Here is a 16,871-nt window from a genome sequence, read left to right as displayed (position 1 = left end):
TTATGGAACGCATAATCCTCGACGTGGATTCGGCCGGCGACGATATTCTCGCCGTGCTGTTTGCGGCGATCAATCCGAAGCTGCGGCTCGAGGGCGTGACCACCGTGACCGGTGCCGCCGGCCCGATCGAGCAGGTCACCAATGTCGTCCTCAACACGCTGACGCTCGCCGGGCGTGACGATATCCCGGTTCACGCCGGCGCGTGGCGGCCGATCGTCGGCAACGCCAAGGCCGATATGGAAGCGCCGGTGCATTTCGAAAAGCGGCTTGTTGCCCGTTTCGGCGATCGCCTGAAGAAGTTCAACCCGCCGGCGCCGACGCCGGTGCGGCAGGCCACACCGGGACATGCGGTCGATTTCATCATCGGCACGGTCATGGCCAATCCGGGCGAGATCACGCTGGTGACGACCGGTCCGCTGACCAACGCGGCGATGGCGCTGTTGCAGGAGCCGGGATTGACCGGTGCACTGAAGCGGCTGATCGTGCTCGGCGGCAATTTCCAGACGCCGGGCAACATCACACCCTTGTCGGAGTACAACATCTGGGCCGATCCGGAGGCCTCGCGCATCGTGCTCAACGCCGATGTCGAGAAGATCCTCGTGCCGCTCGACATCTGCGAGGACAACCGCGTCGCCGATTCGATGCTGACGCGCGACGACATCGCCGACATGCAGGCCGTCGCGAGGGACAATCCCGTCCTTGAGATGATCGCCGACAGCTTCCCGATCTACATCGACATCTGGCGCGAATTCTTCGACCTCGTCGGGTTCCCGATGGACGACGTGATCACCGTGGCGCTGGCTTTCGATCCCGGCCTGGCGACGATGACCGAGCCGCTGTTCGCCGACGTCGTGCTCGACGGCAGGCTGGCGCGCGGCCAGACCGTCGCTTATCGCGGCCGGCAATTGCTGCCCGGCGGCGGGCCCAAGACCACCCGCATCTGCACCGGCCTGGACGGCCGGCGTTTCCTCGACGGCTTCAAGAAAACCATAGCGCGCTACGAGCGGGCGGCGTGAAAGACGACATGATGACCAAGCCAACTCCTATCCTGTTCGACTGCGACCCCGGCCACGACGACGCCATCGCGCTGGTCATGGCGCATCGCTCGCCGGCCATCGAACTACTCGGCGTCACCACGACCTGCGGCAATGCGGAAGTCGAGAAGACGACCGCCAATGCCTTGCGCATCCTGGAGTATATCGGCGCCGGCGAGGTGCCTGTCGCGCAGGGCTGTCACCGCCCGCTGGCGCGCCCGCTGGTGCTCGGCACCGCCGATGGCCCAAGCGGCCTCGAGGGCTCGCCCTACCTGCCGCAGGCGACGATCAAGCCGGTTGACCAGCACGCCGTCGATTTCCTGGCCGACAGACTGCGCGCCGCGCCCGAACCGATCCTGGTCGTTGCCACCGGCCCGCTCAGCAATATCGGCCTGATGATCCTCAAGCATCGCGACGTGCTGCCCAAGATCAAGGAGCTGATCTGGATGGGCGGCGTGTTCTACCGCAAGAGCGAGATCATCACGCCGACCGAGTTCAATGCGTTCTGCGACCCCGAGGCGCTGAAGATCGTTCTGGACAGCGGCGTGCCGATCCTGATGGTGGGCCTCGACGTCACCATGCAGGTGCTGATCGAGGCGCCGCAATATGCCGAGCTCGCGACCATCGACACGCCGCTCGGACGGCTCGTCAACGACTGGCTGCTGTTCTACGAGAAGCTGCACCGCAACTCGATGGGCGTCGGCGGCGCCATGCACGATCCCTTGGCGCTGGCGCTGGCCATCGATCCGACATTGGTGCGCACGCGCCCTGCCCATATCGGCGTCGATCTGTCCGGCACCTACGCCTTCGGCGCGACCATCGCCGATTACTGGGGCGAGCGCGGTGAAAAGGACAATGCCCGCATCGCCCATGAGGTCGACGCGGACCGCTTCTTCAAGCTGATGTTCGACCTGCTGCGGGATTGAACGGAGCGCCGCGGCGCAGGCAGCGCTTCAAGATAGGAATTTTTTCTTGACTCCCTGCACTCAGCTATGGTACATTTTTGCCTATGGTGCTGATTTGCGCCAGTGACCCGCCGCACAGGCGGGTTTTTCGTTTGATGCTCCGTCAAATCTCCCGCGCGACGAATTCAGCCGCGTGAGATGACAGGGTCAGTTGAGCTGGTTGAGGATTCCAGAGCTGCTCGCGACCGTCAAACTCCTGTAGATCAGGAACGCCAGCGTACAGATCGCGGCCAGCGAGATCGGCACGCCGAACGGCACCACGCCCTTGCGGTCCAGATGCTGGACGACAAGCCGAAAAGCACCCGCGGGCAGCATGAACGGGTTTTTCACGATGACCGCGGTTGCCAAAGCGAAAACCAGAAGCAGCACTGAAAACACTGCGAGAGCGCTGCCGCTGATCAGGAATGGCACGACTGCCAGCAGCTTGACATCGCCGGCGCCGATCTTGCGCAAGACCCAGAAGGGCAAGAGCGCGACGAACAGCAGAAGTCCGGCGAGAGCGCTCAGCCCCATGTCCCACCACGAGCCTGACTGGAGCGACAGCAGCAGCAAGCCCCCGGCCCCCAGGCAGAGCAGCAGCAGCACGTCGCGATTGGAAATCTTCTGCGTCTTGAAGTCGAGCCAGCCAATCCTTGCCAGCAGAGGGATGGCGAGCACCTTCAGCAGCAGCGCTTCGACGAGCAGCATGCTAGCGCTCGACGTTCTGCACGCTTGACGACAAAAGCTTCAGATTGTTGGCGACGGTCGGGTCGTTGGGCGCCAATTCGTAAGCCTTGAGAAAATTCGAGCGCGCATCCTGCAGCTTGCCGCGCAGCAGGTAGGAATAGCCGACATTGTTGTAATATTCAGGCGTCGCGCCGACCAGCTTGAACGCCTTGGCATAGGCCTTGTCGGACAGGTCGAAGCGGCGGATCCGGTCGGTGCAGGCGGCAAGTCCCATCCAGGCGTTGCCATCATTGGGCGCCAGTTGCGTCGCCTTGAAGAACAGCGCGCCGGCATTGCCGTAATTCTCGGCACGGAACTGGTTCTTGGCCTCGGCGACGGCCTGGTCCGAGGCGTAATATTCGACATCGCTGACCGTCTTCAGCCCATCGAAAGCGTCGCCAAAAGACGTCACGTCGCCTTTCGATGGTTCGTTGGTGCGCACGACCCCGTCGGTTATGTCCGCCGTCTGGCAGCCGGCAAGCATTATCAACAGACAGGCTGCCGCCGCGTTAGCCCTCTTCATATAGATTCCCCCAAGGGTCTCGGACCTCATATTAGAATCAGATCATACACGCAACTAGAAGATAATGCCCCTCATGCGGATGATCACCGGCAGCATGATAACCATCATAACCACAGGGAAGATACACAGCCCCAACGGAATCATCATCTTCACCGGCAGAGAGTTGGCGCGTTCCTCTGCACTCAGAATTCGTTGCCCGCGCATCTCGGCGCTATAGACACGCAATGCATCGGTGAGACTGGTGCCGAGTTCTTCCGATTGCCTAAACAGGACAGCCAGTGCCCTGGCTTCGTCAAGCCCGATACGATCGGCGAGTTCGCGCAATGCCTCCCGCAACGGCTTGCCGGCACGCAACTGCAAATTCATGATCGACAGCTGTATTCCCAGCCATTTGTGGGTGCCAGCCATCTCATGACTGACGCGTTCGACTGCCCCCTCCAGGCTCATGCCGGCATCGGCGCAGGTGATCATCATGTCCATGAAGTCGGGGAAAGCTCGGCGATAGATCTGTTTCTGGCCGTTCTCGAAACGGTCGAGCAGAATGGCGGGAAGCACGATGCAGGCCAGGCCGAACAGGGCAGAACCTGCAAGGGTAATGAAACCCGGCAGGTGCGACGGCAGAGCCCGCGACAGGAGTGCATACATTGCCAGAAAGCCGACGCAGACCGCGACAAGGCGGCACAGCGTATAAATCAGCGGTGCGCTTGATTGATAAAAGCCGGCGCGAAACAGCTTCGCTTCCAAGGCGTTTGGCTCTTCCCGCTCCTTCTCGATCGACTTGAAGTAGGCATCGACCGGCCGTTGCGCCGAAATCTTGGCAAGCTGGTCTTGCCCGAGCATGGATCGACGGTCTGCGATTCCTTCACCCATCAGGCTCTGCGCGACAAGCTTACGGGTTTGCAGAGCTGGCAGAAAGACTAACGCACCGAACAGGAAAAGGGACACCGCCGCCGCGAAGACGACGATAGACACCAAGAAACCCAGATCCTGAATGTTCGAAAACAATTCTTTCGTCGCTCCCAGTCAGAAATCGAAAGTAACCATCCGGTACATGATGAAGTCGCCAAGCAGCGCCCACAACCCAAAAAGCATAAATATCGGGAAGACGAGCGGGTTGCTCCAAACGGCTCCGTAATAGGATGGGGCAAGGATTTGAAGCGTGAGGAACATCACAATAGGAAACAAGGAGATGATCCACGCGGAGACGCGACCTTCGGCCGAAAGCGCCCTAATTTTCATTCGCAATTTCTGCCGTTCACGCAGAACGGAGGAAAGATTGGCCAGAATTTCGGTCAAATTGCCGCCCGTCTTGGCCTGAATCGACAGCGATACCGACAGCAGCTGAAGCCCCTCGAAGCCGACGCGCTGCGAAAGCTTCCGCACGGCCTGCTCGATGCTGAGACCAAAGGTGATCTCATCGGAGACGATGCCGAATTCAGTGCCCAACGGATCCGGCATTTCGCGTGCGACCAGACCGATCGCGATCGAAGCGGGATGTCCGGCGCGCAGCGAACGAACGATCATGTCGAGCGCATCCGGCAGCTGTTTGGCAAACTTCCGGATTCGCTTGTTACGAGCGCGCCGGAGGACGAGAAGCGGCAAGATAAACCCTATGACCAAAAAAATGATGAGCGACGCCAAGGCAGAGAAATTGAAGAGGACCGCCAGCAGCAACGCCATCGCCAATCCGACAAGCAAGAACGTCGCGGCGAAGGTCAACGGATTTCCGGTGATACCGGACTGGGTATAGAGCCTGTTCAACCAGACCAGTCCAAAAAGAAAGTCGCCGGAGTCCGTGAGGCCGCGTTCTCGCAGCAACCCTTGCAACGTTTGTTCGGCTGGAACGTCGCCAGCGAGCCGCTTCAGCCGGCGATTGACTGCTAGAGACCGGGAGCGGCGGCCGGCAAAGGAAAGATAGAGAGCTTCGCCTGCCAGAATGACCGAGGCTGCCGCCAGCATGTAGATGAAGTAGAGCAGAGCTTGACCCGTCAGCATCAGAGGGCAACCTGCGGGTTGAAGGCGTCCTTGGCAAAATAATGGCCAAGCGTCGCGGCCTCCGGAGCGAAGCGCGGACGGACACCGGTCGCGCGAAAGTCGCCGATGACCTTGCCCTCGGCTGTGACCTCACGGCGGACGAAATGGTAGATTTCCTGGAGCTGCACGACATTGCCTTCCATGCCGGTCAGTTCCGATATGGAGGTGACACGCCGGCCTCCATCCGAAAGACGCTGTGTCTGCACGATGATGTCGATGGCGGACGCGATCTGCGCCCGGATTGACTCATGCGTCATCGGCATGCCGGCCATGCCGACCATCTGCTCCAGCCGCGAGATCGCATCGCGCGGCGTGTTGGCATGGATTGTCGTCATCGAGCCTTCGTGGCCGGTGTTCATCGCCTGCAGCATGTCGAAGGCTTCCTCGCCGCGCACCTCACCGACGATGATGCGGTCCGGCCGCATGCGCAACGCGTTCTTCAGCAATTCGCGCTGGCGCACCTCCCCCCTACCCTCGACATTGGGCGGGCGCGTTTCGAGGCGGCCCACATGCGGCTGCTGCAATTGCAGTTCGGCCGCATCCTCGATGGTGATCAGCCGCTCTTTCGAGGGAATGTAACTCGACAATGCATTGAGCAAGGTGGTCTTGCCGCTGCCGGTGCCGCCCGAAACCAGGATCGATTTGCGCGCCTGCACGGCGATCCGCAGCAGTTCGATCATCGGCGGACGAATGGAGTTGAAAGCCATCAAACGTTCGAGCGAATAGGGATTCTTGGAGAACTTGCGGATCGACACCAGGGGGCCGTCGACCGAGATCGGTCGCACCGCGATATTGACGCGCGAACCGTCTTCCAGGCGTGCGTCGACCATGGGCGACGATTCATCGACACGCCTGCCGATAGCCGAAACGATCTTGTTGATGACGCGCAACAGATGCGCCTCGTCGCGGAAACGGATTGCCGTCTCTTCGATCATGCCACGCCGCTCAATGAAGACGCGCTTGTGGGTGTTGATCATGATGTCGGTAATCGAATCGTCCTTGAGCAGCGGTTCGATTGGCCCGAGACCCAGCATCTCGTCGGCGGTGTCGCTGGTCAGCTGATCAAGCTCGCGTGCGTTCAATGGCACCGCACGAGCGCGAACGAACTCGCGCACGATCGGACGGATCTCATTCAGGATCTCGTCCTTGGAAGCGCTTTCAAGAGCGGTCAGGTTGAACCGATCGATCAAATGGCGATGAAGCTCGACTTTGAGCGTCAGAAAATCATTGCCATGCGATTCAATATCAGCGGCTGGCGAAAGAGCCGGAGCAACAGGCTGCACCACCAGCTGATCGGTCTTTGACGCTACCTGCTGTTCGCTTGTCCCCTTGATGAACCGCCCCAGCATAGTCGCTTATACTCCCCTCAGTCCCTCATTAGCGGAAACTAACTGTTAACCACGGGAGGCACAAGCGCCCAGGTGGTAGGCGTGCCCTCAATACTTTCTACATAGTTAAGATCAGAAGCCTGTAATAACGCGCTTATTTGATACGGCTGCCGGTTCGTGGTCAGGGCGTCGGCCCTGCTTTCCAGGCTCTTTCGACTTTTGGGGGCAAACCGCCCGGAAGAGGCTGCTAAACCCTTAGATATAAAGGAATATGCATTTGCGCTAATGCTTCCACAATCTTGCCCCATCGGGGGCCAAATTGTGAACGAATGGTTAAAGTCCTTGAAAAATGAAAAGAATCAAGCTGTTGCGAAAATTCGGAACTGTGATCTTCTTGCCGAATCATGTACATGAAAGTTAAGGAACTCTTAATCTCGTTTGACTCTGCGTTTTCTCGGGACCTAGGATCGAGATGACGGGGGATGCTTGGGTATGGATTTCATCCTTTGCTCTGTCTCGTCGGGTTCCAACCTCCAAAGGGAGAAATTGACATGAACAAGCTCATGACGATGACCCGGCAGTTCCGCGACGATGAGAACGGCGCTGCCATGGTCGAATATTCTATTCTTATCGGCATCATTGCCGTTGCATCGATCCTGACTGTCATCGCCATCGGCGCCTGGGTAAACGCCAGGTTCCTCGGTCTCTGCACCGCCCTCGACGCGGGGGCTGGCACCTGCAACGCGGCTGCGGGCACCGGTTCCTGATCGCCTGACTACATTCAGGCCCGGATCGTTCGAGCCGGGCCTGAATCCGATCGCAGCGGGCGAATCCCGCATTGGGGCTGGGGCTTGGGACATGCGCGCCAACACAATTATCATGATCGTGCTCGCCGGGGTGTTCGGCGTCCTGGCGGTGGTGCTGGTCAATATCTGGCTTGCCGGCCAGCGAAGCGCCATGGCACAAACGGGTGTCGTACAAGGCAGCACGGTCGTGGTTGCGGCAGTGCCGCTGAAGTTCGGTGACGCTCTGAGCGCAGATAAACTGCGCGAAGTTGCCTGGCCTGCGGGCGCGGTTCCAGCCGGGGCATTCAAGTCAACGAAAGACCTGCTAGCTGGCGACGGTGCCAAGCAGGCATTGCAAGCGATCGGCATCAATGAGCCGATTCTTGCTACCAAGATTACCGGCCCCGGCCAGCGCGCCACGCTTTCGGCGGTGCTCGGCGAAGGCATGAAGGCCGTGTCCATCCGCGTCAACGACGTGCTCGGTGTGGCCGGCTTCGTTTTCCCGGGCGATCGAGTCGATATCCTACTCACCCGCACGGCGCGCGGCGATGATGGCACGGATAAGAGTTTCGTCGACGTGCTGCTGCAGAGCATGAAGGTGCTGGCCATCGACCAGGTGGCCGACGAAAGCAAGGACAGCCCGACGGTGGTGAAGTCCGTGACGCTGGAGGCCAGCACCAGGGACGCGCAAAAGCTGACGCTGGCGGCAGGCGCCGGCCAATTGTCGCTGGCGCTGCGTCAGGCCGCAGCCAGCAAGGGCGAGACGACAGAACGGGTGACGCTTTCTGACCTGACCGGCGAAACGCCGGCCGATGTCGCCGCCAGGCAGGCGGAGCTCGACAAGAGGGCAGCAGCGGAAGCGGCAGCAGCAGCCGAGCGCAAGCGCGCCGAGGACAAGATTGCCGGGTTGACCCAGGCCGTGGAAAAAGTGGGAAGCCGTCTCGACGAACTTGGCCGGGCCAAACCGGTTCCTATCGCGGCACCGGCGACCAAGGAAGTGGTCAAATACGTGCAGCCGGAGCCGCCGGCACGGGCTACGGTCGGCGTGTTCCGGGGTGTGAAGCTCGAGACATATGACGTACCGCGACAACAATAAAGCGCGGCGAAACGGATGCTGCCACCAGCAGCGAGTGGGGAGACGGGGATGCGGGGTTCTTGGTTAGGGATAGCGACGGCCGCGTTGTCGTGTTTGGCGGCGCTGTTGCTGTCGGGCCTGGCGGCCGGTGCGGCCGACCGCTTCATCGATGTCTCAACCCCTGCCGTGCACCGGATTTTCCTGCCGATGTCACAATCGGTAACGATCCAGGTGAGTGCCAATCTGGGCGATATCGTCGTCGGCGACGAGAAGATCGCCGATGCGCAGCCGATGACCGACCGCACGCTCTATGTCATCGGCAAGGGCGCCGGCACCACCACGGTCAATCTGTTTTCCACCGACAAGCGCTCGCTCGGCGCGCTCCAGATCGAGGTCGGTGTTGATGTCAGCGACATGGCGCAGGCGATCCGCCAGGTGGCGCCGAAGTCGCGCATCGAGGTCGGCTCGGTCAACGGCAGGGTCAGGCTTGGCGGTCATGTCAAGGACGGCGCCACGCTGGCGGCTATCCTGGCGGTTGCGCAGCAATATGGCCCCGACGCCGTCATCAACTCCGTCATCGTCGACGACAGCCAGCAGGTCAATTTAGAAGTGCGCGTGCTGGAAGCCAAGCGCAACACCGGCCGCGATCTCGGCGTGTCGATCAGGAGCACGAACGGCAGTGGCACGACCCGTACCGGCACCGGTGTTGCTGCCGTCGACGAGGACGGAGTGGTGCTCGGGCCGGGCGGTCTGCTCAGCGGCCTCCTGTCGACCTCCAGTCCCTTCGGAGCCCTGATCACGCGCGTCATCGACAGCAACATCAAGGTCGATCTGATCATCGAGGCGCTCGAGTCCAAAGGCGCGGTGCGCATGCTCGCGAACCCCAACCTCACCACTCTTTCCGGCGAGCAGGCCAGCTTCAACGCCGGCGGCGAAGTGCCTATCCGAACGCTCGACAAAGACGGCGAGATAAGCATCGAGTACAAGCAATTCGGCGTTAACCTGCTGTTCACGCCGGTCGTACTCGACGACGGCAAGATCCATATGAGGCTGGCGCCGGAAGTCAGCGACCTGACCGGCTTCACCACCGCCGGCGACCCGATCTTCACCAACCGCAAGCTGGCAACCGTCGTCGAACTTCGCGACGGCCAGAGTTTCGCCGTAGGCGGGCTTCTGTCGAGCAAGACCACCAAGCTCCAGGACCAGGTGCCGTGGCTCGGCCAGGTGCCTGTCATCGGAACGCTGTTTCGCAATTCGAGCAACCAGAAGGAAGAGACCGAGCTGGTCGTCATCGTCACGCCGCACATCGTGCGGCCGGTGAAGCCCGGCGAGCAGTTGGCGACGCCGTTCGACAAGACACGGCCCGCCAACGATCCCGAATTCTTCGTGCTCGGACAGCTTGAAGTGACCAAGGATATGGTCCGTAAATATGAACTGGGCGAAGGCGTAACCGGCCCCTATGGCCACATGCTCGACTTCAAATCGAAGGACAAGATGCTCTATGTCAAGAAATAGCGCCTTGATCCTCATCCTGGGCACCGGCCTGCTGTCGGGCTGTGCCACGGACTATCTGAACCACTATGATTCGGTGACCCTGGCTGCCGGCGACACGCAGAAGTTCAATTCGATGCTGCAAACGGTCGACCCGCTCAATCCGGCCTCCAACAACACCAGGATCGAGGGTGACGGTGCGCGCGCCGCCGGTGTTGCTCAGAACTACAGATTTCCACCACCACCGCCGCCGCCGCCGGCCATCACGGTCAATGTCGGCGGGTCGGGAGTGACGAACCAGTGAACTGAACAGGGATGCGGTTTCAGTGCGCCAGGCAAGACGACCGGCGTCAGGGGAGCAAAGAGTAAGGCCATGCTGCGGACCTTTCGCGCGTTCTGGCAGGACCAGAGGGGAATAGCGCTGATCCTCGTCAGCATTACCCTGCCGGCGATTATCGGGTTTTCGCTGCTCGCCATCGATATGAGCAGGGCGAACAATCTGCATAATGATCTGCAAAAGGGCGCCGATTCGTTCTCGCTTGCCGCTGCTGCCGAACTTGATGGCCGGCCTGATAGCATCACGCGGGCAGACCGCGCGCTGTCCACCTTGGTCTTCAACAGATATAATTTCTCGACAGGTGGTACCGGCCCGCAGGATTTGTTGGCAGCCGGCGTAACCAGGCGCTATCTGAGATCTATTCCGGCGACCGACAATCTTCCGATCACCGCAGCCAATGTCATCACCGACGAGGTCGCAGGCGCCGTGCAAGCTCGCTTCATCGAGGTCACAGTAACGCCCGTAGGGTTCGCAGCGATCTTCCCCGTCTCTTTTCTGTCGTCGAACGCCAACGGATCGTTCAACATCGGGGCAGTGTCGGTCGCCGGCTTCACCTCCAGCGTCTGCGATTTCACCCCGGTGTACATCTGCAATCCCTACGAGAATACGGCTGACAACCTCTTTGACGTCGCCGCCGACCCGGCGAAGCGCCGCCGCATGATTGAGCTGCGCCAGCAGGGCGGCAGTTCGGCGCAGAACTCGCCTGGAAACTACGGCTTCCTGCAACCGCCGAATGGATCTGGCGCAAACGCCATCAGGGATATGATCGCCATGACAAAATCGCAGGCATGTTACGATCAACGTGGCGTGCTGCTGCGCCCCGGCTTCCTTGCGACGGTTCGCGATGCATTGAATGTTCGCTTCGACGTCTACGATGGACCGATGAACGGCAATAGAAACGACCCTAATTTTGCGCCAGGTGAAAACGTGCGGAAGGGCTACAGGACCCAAGGTAACGCGTGCAATGCCGCTGAAGTCAGCCCGGCGCAGCCGACAAATTTCCAGGCCTTGCCACGCGACCCGGTAGTCAACGGACGCATCGGCGACGGGAATTGGGATTTCGACCAATATTGGAATACCAATTTCAACACCACGACAAACCCGGTAACCGTTCCAAAGCCAATCGGGGCAGATGGTATAAACCCTGCCAGCAATACAAATCAGCCGACCCGCTACAGCGCCTATCGCTACGAGATTTCGCAGGGCATCGTAAATCACCCTTCGAATGGTGGCGAGCTAGGCGCCCCAGCCTGTTCGTCAAACAGCGTTTCCGATCCGGACCGACGACTCCTCTACGGCGCCATCTTAAACTGTCAGGCACTGGTAGCCGCCGGGTTGATGTCAGGAGGCAACTCCTCAGAGCCGCTACCGGTCGAGGCCTTCGGCAGTTTCTTCATCACGGAACCTGTGGAGAGCGGCCCAGATCAGACCATTAGAGTCGAGCTTGTAGACATCACCGGGCGCGGCGGCCAAGGCACGCTCGACAATTTTCTTCGCGACGAAGCCCAGCTCTACCGGTGACGGCCATGATCGCAACGCTCTACCGCCATCTGCATAGATTTAGACGCGATCCAAGTGGGACGGCGCTTGTCGAGATGGCGCTGATCGCGCCACTGATGCTGATCCTGTCGGCGGGTGTCTTTGAATTCGGCAATCTGATCCACGAAAAGCTGCTGATGGAAGCCGGGCTTTCGGACGGTGCCCGCTTTGCGGCGCGCTGCAACAGTCAGTTGTACACCAATGCTGGATTGACGATCGACTGCGCCGACATTGCCACCAACATCGCGGTGTTCGGCAACGCGACCGGGACAGCACCCGCGCGCATCGCCGGCTGGCAGAAGGCGAATGTGACGATGACCATCGCCGCCTCAGGCTCTTGTCACGATGCCGTGGTCGCCGGCGTCACTCAATATCGGTCCACCACCGCACAGGTTTGCATCGTCAGGGCGGCGGGCACCTTCGGTTACAGCGGGGTCGGCATACTGTATTTGCTCGGTATCGGGCCGATCACCCTCAATGGCTTTCACGAGGAGCGGTTGATCCGGTTCTGATCATGATCAAGCGTTTCGCAAAATCAGAGGACGGCACGGCGACAGTGGAAATGGCCATTGTCTCGACCCTGCTGTTTGCCCTTGTCTTCGGCTTCGTCGATTTCGGCTATGCATTATATCAGTGGAACTCGGCCACCAAGGCCGTCCAGGCCGGTGCACGGCTAGCCTCAATCTCGGATCCGGTCGCGCCGCAGATTTCCACGGCTGGCCCGACTACGACACCGGGATCTCCCGTTGTCGCGAATTCTTTTGCCTATGTTTGCAATGGCGCAACCTCGACCTGCAGTTGCACAGGTGCCCATTGTGTTGCCGGCGTGTGGTCAGCAACAAATTTCAGCAGAATTTTTGCAGGTGACGACGGAATATGTGGCCCGGTGGCCGGCAGTCGTCCTGGCATGTGCGACTTCGACCCCTTGCTGCTGCCAGCCAATGTCGTCATCCGCTATTCGGCTACGGGACTTGGCTATCAGACGCGAGCCGCAGGAAACGTTCCTACTATTTCAGTCAGCCTCCAAAATGTGAACTTCCAGTTCTTCTTTTTGAGTTTTGCAAACATCACCATGCCCTCCATGCTGAGCACGGTCACGGGCGAAGATCTGAAGAGCACCGCGTCATGAATGCCATCAACACCAAGGTTACGCCGACCAAGCGCAAGCAGGTGGCGCTGTTTTCGTCGGACCCGAATTTCAAGCGCGATGTGGCGACGCGGCTCGATGCGCTGGCGATCTATGACGTCAGGGTTTCCGAGACGAGCGACTTCCTCAAGGGACCGCCGGCCGATACGCGCCCGGGCATCGTCATCCTCGATCTCGGCAATGGCGAGCTGCTCGGCAGGCCCGGCATCGTCGAGGCGCGCGCGCTGTGGGCCAGCGTGCCGCTGATCGCGGTTTCCGACGAGCTGAGCTCGGAGCAGACGCGCGTGCTGGTGCGCATGAACGCCTCGGACTGGCTGCACAAGCCGCTCGACGGCAAGGAGCTGCTCAATGCCGTGACCTTCCACGACACCGGCAACCAGGGAACGAAGAGCCGGATCATCACCTTCATCGGCGCCAGCGGCGGCGCCGGCGCCACGACGCTGGCGCTGTCGGCGGCCGAATTCCTGGCGTCGAAATCGGCTGAGCGCGCGGCGTCCACCTGTCTCGTCGACCTGGATTTCCAGAGCGCCAATTGCGGCGCCTATCTCAACTTGTTCAACCAGTTCGACCTTGCCGGCATCATCGGCCAGCCGGAACGGCTCGATGTCGAGTTGATGGACGTCATCAAGCTGTCGCGCCCGTCCGGCCTCACCCTCTACGCATTCGAGCGGCCGCAACTGCCGTTCGAGCCGCATGGCAGCGACTTCGTCTTCCGGCTGCTCGACCTCGTCGCCTACCGCTTCGACGATATCGTCATCGACCTGCCCAATCTCGAAACGCCCTGGCACAATTCCGTGCTGTCAACGAGCGACGAGATCTTCATCGTCTTCGAACTCAATGTCGCGTCGCTGCGGCAAGGCAAGCGGCTCTACAAGAAGATCCGCGAGCTGCGCGGCAATGCGGTCAGCATCACGCTGGTCGCCAACAAGCACAAGCGCAAATGGTTCGGGAACCATTTTTCGCGCAGCGAGCTCGAAAAGATCTTCAAGGCGCCGCACATCAAGTCGGTCGCGCTCGACAACGCGCTTCTGACCGATGCGCTGAACAGGGCCATTCCGCCTTCCGAAGTGGATGGGCGTGCGCGCTTCAACAAGGATCTGAAGCGGATGTTCAAAGAGCGGCTCGATGACGCTGCCCGATAGATATCGGATCGCCCCGAAGCTCGCCGGCGCCTGCGCGCTCGGCATGGCGCTGGCGCTGTCCGTCCACGACTTCGCCGAGGCGCGATCGGCGCTTTCGGAGCGGCCGCCGCTGCCGGCGATGGGGCCCAGCCTGCGCAAGGCCGTTGCCTTTAGAACCGCCGAGCAGCCGGGCACGATCGTCATCCGCAAGGACGAGAAGGCGCTTTACCTCGTCACCCGCCAGGGCCAGGCGCTGCGCTATCAGATCAGCGTCGGGCGCGACGGGTTCGGCTGGACCGGAATCGTCAAGGTCGGGGCGAAGACCGAATGGCCGGAGTGGCGCCCGCCGCAGGAAATGCGGGCCCGCCAGCCGGAGCTGCCGAAAATGGTGCCCGCCGGTCCCTACAATCCGCTCGGCGCAAGGGCGCTCTACCTGTCGCGGGACGGGCGCGACACGCTCTACCGCATACACGGCACCAACGACCCGTCGGGTGTCGGCTTCGATGGGACATCGGGCTGTTTTCGTCTCACCAACACGGATGTGATCGATCTTTTCAAACGCGTCGCTGTCGGCGCAAAGGTGGTGGTCCAATGACGATGATCAGCGAACCGGACATGCCGGCGATCGATATCGGAAACCAGGAACAGCGAGAACCGGTTGCCACCGAGAAATTCAGCAAGGCAAAGACGATCGGCGTCATCGTCGCCGGTGGCGCGCTTCTTATCACCGCGGTCAACATGGCGGCCGCGGTCTATCTCTATCGGGGCATGAGCGACCTGCGCTTCGTCGAAGCGCGGCTGGAGCAGCTCGGCGCGTTCGAGCAGCGGATCGCGGCCCGGCTCGACACGGTCAACAACGGTTTTCAGAGCCGGTTCGAGAAACTGGACAGCCAGTTGCAAGGCAGCTTCAACGAGATCGATGCCGGCATTGCCCGGCTGGGGCAGACTATGCCGGTCGCCGGCGGCGAGGCCATGCCAGGTGCGGAAGAACCGTCCGAATTCGCCACCAGCACGCTGGCGCAAGCGCCCGAAGCGCTCGACGGCGAGAGCGCGAGCGAGCCCGGCGTCATCGAAGCACCCGCACCCAGGAAGAGAATAGCATCGGCCTCGCCCCCTGCCCCAAGCTCCAACTACCAGCGCATCCAGCAGCCCGACGGCAAGGTCTATTACCGCCGGATCAACTAGACGCCATTGCTCTAGAGATCGCGCTGCAGCGCCAGGATGCGGATGGCCCGGACGGACCGCTCCCGCGCCTCAGTGAGGAAGGCGATGTGGCAGTAGGCACAGGCCACGATGCCAAAAAGCAGCACCAGGCTGTTCTTCAAGGTGAAATCGACGGCCAGCGAATACGGAAGACCCTTGGGCGAGGTGAATTCGGCAATCGTGCTGGCCGTTTCCGAATGGCTGCCGACGGCGATCATCAGGCCAGCGAAAATCAGGGCGACATGGTTGGCGAGGAACGAGGATGCCGATCTTTTGGCGTGGCACGCCACCCAGCAGACGATCGCTGCGGCGGCAAGAATGACGGCGTCGATAGCCATGGAGCCGCCCAGCCAGACATCGACCTGCTGCCAAAGTACCGTCGACAGAGGGCGCAGTTCAAGCCATAGCCACCATGCGGTGGGGCTGGCCGGATAGGCGCCCAGCAACAAGGTCGCCATGCGCTCCCCTGCCAGGACCGCCAGAATGAGAAACGGAAAGGCGAAAAGCAGAAGCGGCTGGCGTTTCATGTTCCCTCGACAATCTGCAAGCCAGGATAGGCTGTATAGATTGCTCAAGGCTTAACAGCCTACTTCCGGCCCTCTCCCGTTTGCGAGCGTTCGAGGACGGCAAAGAAGATCACGGTGAGCAGAAGGACGATCAGCAGCAGCACGAAGGCGGCTGCCGCGCCTTCGTTGAGCGAAAGGCCGAGAAAGGCACGGCGATAGGCAAAGAAGCTCAGCACTTCGGTCGCGTTGCCCGGCCCGCCCTTGGTCAGGACATAAGGCAGATCGTAGGTCCGGAACTCGTTGATCAGCTGGATGATGATGGTGATCGCCGCGACCGGCCGAAGCATCGGCAGGGTGATGTAGAAGAATTGCTGCCAGCCGCGTGCGCCATCCACTTCAGCCGCCTCATAGGGATCTCGCGGCAAAGCGGCGAGCCCCGCGGCGAGGATCAGCACGACGAAGGACATTTGCTGCCAGATGTCGATCGCCGCCATCGTCCAGAGCGCCATGCCTGGCGTGCCTAGCCAGTCGAGGCGCGGCAGGCCAAACGTTTCCATCAGATGATTGGCGATGCCGAGATTGGGCTGGAGCAGCATGCGCCAGATCAGGGCGACGCTGATCGGCGACATCGCCATGGGAATGGTCAGAACCGCGAAATAGACCGGCTTCATCCGGACCGTCCGGTTGAGCATCAGGGCGATGCCGAGCCCGATCACGAATTCGCCGACCACCGTCACCGCCGAATAGCGCACGGTGAGCCAGAGCGCGTTCCAGAACAGCTCATCGCCGATCATCGAGGCGAAATTCTTGAACCCGACAAGCGGCAGAAGCTGCGGCTTGATCAAGGTCATCGAGGAGATTGAGAGGATGCAGGCATAGGCCAGCGGAAAGCCCATCACGATCGCCAGCAGCAGCAGGCCGGGCAAGGCAAAGGCCCAGCCGGTCCGCCATTCGCGGCCACGGGCAGCCAATCCTTTTTTGATCGCGTTGAACATCGTAACCGAGCCTTGGTCGGGGTGTGGCGTTCCTGGTCTGGTCAAGATCCGGGGTCTGGACAAGATCCGGCGCGGCTGACACC

At 60.9% G+C, this 16,871-nt stretch carries 19 protein-coding genes; 12 read left to right on the top strand and 7 right to left on the bottom strand.

The genetic code is table 11. From position 1 onward, the window contains the following. Positions 1-2: 2 nt before the first annotated feature. On the top strand, positions 3-1,016 hold the full coding sequence (locus NP503_RS28050) for a nucleoside hydrolase (protein ID WP_127272240.1): 1,014 nt from the start codon (positions 3-5) through the stop codon (positions 1,014-1,016). Positions 1,017-1,024: 8 nt separating this feature from the next. Further along, the gene (locus tag NP503_RS28045; RefSeq protein WP_127269133.1) at positions 1,025-1,960 is read left to right on the top strand and encodes a nucleoside hydrolase; all 936 of its coding nucleotides are present in this window, start codon (positions 1,025-1,027) and stop codon (positions 1,958-1,960) included. A gap of 186 nt (positions 1,961-2,146) precedes the next feature. Here the strand turns inward: NP503_RS28045 and NP503_RS28040 are convergent, their stop codons facing one another. The 5 genes from NP503_RS28040 to NP503_RS28020 are packed head-to-tail and all read right to left on the bottom strand — an operon-like array spanning position 2,147 to position 6,610. Further along, positions 2,147-2,686, bottom strand: coding sequence for a prepilin peptidase (locus tag NP503_RS28040; protein ID WP_127269132.1), 540 nt, complete (start codon positions 2,684-2,686; stop codon positions 2,147-2,149). Position 2,687: 1 nt separating this feature from the next. After that, positions 2,688-3,227, bottom strand: a complete 540-nt coding sequence (locus NP503_RS28035; RefSeq protein ID WP_127269131.1) for a tetratricopeptide repeat protein — start codon at positions 3,225-3,227, stop codon at positions 2,688-2,690. Positions 3,228-3,281: 54 nt separating this feature from the next. Then, positions 3,282-4,232, bottom strand: a complete 951-nt coding sequence (locus NP503_RS28030) for a type II secretion system F family protein (protein ID WP_127269130.1) — start codon at positions 4,230-4,232, stop codon at positions 3,282-3,284. A gap of 18 nt (positions 4,233-4,250) precedes the next feature. Next, the gene (locus NP503_RS28025; protein ID WP_127269129.1) at positions 4,251-5,222 is read right to left on the bottom strand and encodes a type II secretion system F family protein; all 972 of its coding nucleotides are present in this window, start codon (positions 5,220-5,222) and stop codon (positions 4,251-4,253) included. Further along, positions 5,222-6,610: a CpaF family protein gene (locus tag NP503_RS28020; protein WP_127272239.1), complete on the bottom strand. Its 1,389-nt coding sequence runs from the start codon at positions 6,608-6,610 to the stop codon at positions 5,222-5,224. The genes NP503_RS28025 and NP503_RS28020 overlap by 1 nt, the downstream gene beginning before the upstream one ends. A gap of 530 nt (positions 6,611-7,140) precedes the next feature. On the opposite strand from NP503_RS28020, the gene NP503_RS28015 reads away from it, so the two are divergent. From NP503_RS28015 to NP503_RS27970, 10 genes are all read left to right on the top strand, one after another. Further along, positions 7,141-7,356 (top strand): Flp family type IVb pilin, encoded by a 216-nt coding sequence (locus NP503_RS28015; RefSeq protein WP_127270765.1) that lies wholly within the window; start codon positions 7,141-7,143, stop codon positions 7,354-7,356. 91 nt (positions 7,357-7,447) lie between these two features. Next, positions 7,448-8,470 (top strand): Flp pilus assembly protein CpaB, encoded by a 1,023-nt coding sequence (cpaB, locus tag NP503_RS28010; protein WP_127270767.1) that lies wholly within the window; start codon positions 7,448-7,450, stop codon positions 8,468-8,470. A gap of 48 nt (positions 8,471-8,518) precedes the next feature. Continuing rightward, positions 8,519-9,964 carry a type II and III secretion system protein family protein gene (locus tag NP503_RS28005; protein WP_127272238.1) on the top strand — a complete coding sequence of 482 codons (1,446 nt, stop codon included), beginning with the start codon at positions 8,519-8,521 and terminating at the stop codon, positions 9,962-9,964. Then, positions 9,951-10,244: a hypothetical protein gene (locus tag NP503_RS28000; protein ID WP_127268518.1), complete on the top strand. Its 294-nt coding sequence runs from the start codon at positions 9,951-9,953 to the stop codon at positions 10,242-10,244. The genes NP503_RS28005 and NP503_RS28000 overlap by 14 nt, the downstream gene beginning before the upstream one ends. Before the next feature lie 69 nt (positions 10,245-10,313). Beyond that, on the top strand, positions 10,314-11,798 hold the full coding sequence (locus NP503_RS27995) for a TadE/TadG family type IV pilus assembly protein (protein WP_127268517.1): 1,485 nt from the start codon (positions 10,314-10,316) through the stop codon (positions 11,796-11,798). A 5-nt stretch (positions 11,799-11,803) separates the two neighbouring features. After that, positions 11,804-12,328, top strand: coding sequence for a TadE/TadG family type IV pilus assembly protein (locus tag NP503_RS27990; protein ID WP_127268516.1), 525 nt, complete (start codon positions 11,804-11,806; stop codon positions 12,326-12,328). Between the two features lie 2 nt (positions 12,329-12,330). Further along, on the top strand, positions 12,331-12,945 hold the full coding sequence (locus tag NP503_RS27985; protein WP_127268515.1) for a TadE/TadG family type IV pilus assembly protein: 615 nt from the start codon (positions 12,331-12,333) through the stop codon (positions 12,943-12,945). Next, positions 12,942-14,105 carry an AAA family ATPase gene (locus NP503_RS27980; protein ID WP_127268514.1) on the top strand — a complete coding sequence of 388 codons (1,164 nt, stop codon included), beginning with the start codon at positions 12,942-12,944 and terminating at the stop codon, positions 14,103-14,105. The genes NP503_RS27985 and NP503_RS27980 overlap by 4 nt, the downstream gene beginning before the upstream one ends. Further along, entirely contained in the window at positions 14,089-14,679 is a 591-nt protein-coding gene (locus tag NP503_RS27975) for a L,D-transpeptidase (RefSeq protein ID WP_127268513.1), read from the top strand. Before NP503_RS27980 ends, NP503_RS27975 begins: the two co-directional genes overlap by 17 nt. Continuing rightward, entirely contained in the window at positions 14,676-15,269 is a 594-nt protein-coding gene (locus NP503_RS27970) for a hypothetical protein (protein WP_127268512.1), read from the top strand. Before NP503_RS27975 ends, NP503_RS27970 begins: the two co-directional genes overlap by 4 nt. An 11-nt stretch (positions 15,270-15,280) precedes the next feature. On the opposite strand, the gene NP503_RS27965 is transcribed toward NP503_RS27970, so the two are convergent. Together NP503_RS27965 and NP503_RS27960 are read right to left on the bottom strand one after the other, a co-directional pair. Then, on the bottom strand, positions 15,281-15,814 hold the full coding sequence (locus tag NP503_RS27965) for a hypothetical protein (protein ID WP_127268511.1): 534 nt from the start codon (positions 15,812-15,814) through the stop codon (positions 15,281-15,283). Between the two features lie 59 nt (positions 15,815-15,873). After that, a complete protein-coding gene (locus tag NP503_RS27960) occupies positions 15,874-16,788 on the bottom strand; it encodes a carbohydrate ABC transporter permease (protein WP_127268510.1) in 915 nt (304 codons plus the stop codon). Between the last annotated feature and the right edge of the window lie 83 nt (positions 16,789-16,871).

The organism is Mesorhizobium sp. SEMIA396 (assembly GCF_024518615.1).
Taxonomy (GTDB): domain Bacteria; phylum Pseudomonadota; class Alphaproteobacteria; order Rhizobiales; family Rhizobiaceae; genus Mesorhizobium.
Note: the sequence above shows the minus strand (reverse complement) of the source record. Positions and strands in the feature narration are given on the sequence as shown.

What these genes read in the sequence shown, in the direction of transcription:
- NP503_RS28050 (WP_127272240.1), top strand. Translation starts at nt 3, where the DNA reads ATGGAACGCATAATCCTCGACGTGGATTCGGCCGGCGACGATATTCTC.
- NP503_RS28045 (WP_127269133.1), top strand. Translation starts at nt 1,025, where the DNA reads ATGATGACCAAGCCAACTCCTATCCTGTTCGACTGCGACCCCGGCCAC.
- NP503_RS28040 (WP_127269132.1), bottom strand. Translation starts at nt 2,686, where the DNA reads ATGCTGCTCGTCGAAGCGCTGCTGCTGAAGGTGCTCGCCATCCCTCTG.
- NP503_RS28035 (WP_127269131.1), bottom strand. Translation starts at nt 3,227, where the DNA reads ATGAAGAGGGCTAACGCGGCGGCAGCCTGTCTGTTGATAATGCTTGCC.
- NP503_RS28025 (WP_127269129.1), bottom strand. Translation starts at nt 5,222, where the DNA reads ATGCTGACGGGTCAAGCTCTGCTCTACTTCATCTACATGCTGGCGGCA.
- NP503_RS28020 (WP_127272239.1), bottom strand. Translation starts at nt 6,610, where the DNA reads ATGCTGGGGCGGTTCATCAAGGGGACAAGCGAACAGCAGGTAGCGTCA.
- NP503_RS28015 (WP_127270765.1), top strand. Translation starts at nt 7,141, where the DNA reads ATGAACAAGCTCATGACGATGACCCGGCAGTTCCGCGACGATGAGAAC.
- cpaB (WP_127270767.1), top strand. Translation starts at nt 7,448, where the DNA reads ATGCGCGCCAACACAATTATCATGATCGTGCTCGCCGGGGTGTTCGGC.
- NP503_RS28005 (WP_127272238.1), top strand. Translation starts at nt 8,519, where the DNA reads ATGCGGGGTTCTTGGTTAGGGATAGCGACGGCCGCGTTGTCGTGTTTG.
- NP503_RS28000 (WP_127268518.1), top strand. Translation starts at nt 9,951, where the DNA reads ATGTCAAGAAATAGCGCCTTGATCCTCATCCTGGGCACCGGCCTGCTG.
- NP503_RS27995 (WP_127268517.1), top strand. Translation starts at nt 10,314, where the DNA reads ATGCTGCGGACCTTTCGCGCGTTCTGGCAGGACCAGAGGGGAATAGCG.
- NP503_RS27990 (WP_127268516.1), top strand. Translation starts at nt 11,804, where the DNA reads ATGATCGCAACGCTCTACCGCCATCTGCATAGATTTAGACGCGATCCA.
- NP503_RS27985 (WP_127268515.1), top strand. Translation starts at nt 12,331, where the DNA reads ATGATCAAGCGTTTCGCAAAATCAGAGGACGGCACGGCGACAGTGGAA.
- NP503_RS27980 (WP_127268514.1), top strand. Translation starts at nt 12,942, where the DNA reads ATGAATGCCATCAACACCAAGGTTACGCCGACCAAGCGCAAGCAGGTG.
- NP503_RS27975 (WP_127268513.1), top strand. Translation starts at nt 14,089, where the DNA reads ATGACGCTGCCCGATAGATATCGGATCGCCCCGAAGCTCGCCGGCGCC.
- NP503_RS27970 (WP_127268512.1), top strand. Translation starts at nt 14,676, where the DNA reads ATGACGATGATCAGCGAACCGGACATGCCGGCGATCGATATCGGAAAC.
- NP503_RS27965 (WP_127268511.1), bottom strand. Translation starts at nt 15,814, where the DNA reads ATGAAACGCCAGCCGCTTCTGCTTTTCGCCTTTCCGTTTCTCATTCTG.
- NP503_RS27960 (WP_127268510.1), bottom strand. Translation starts at nt 16,788, where the DNA reads ATGTTCAACGCGATCAAAAAAGGATTGGCTGCCCGTGGCCGCGAATGG.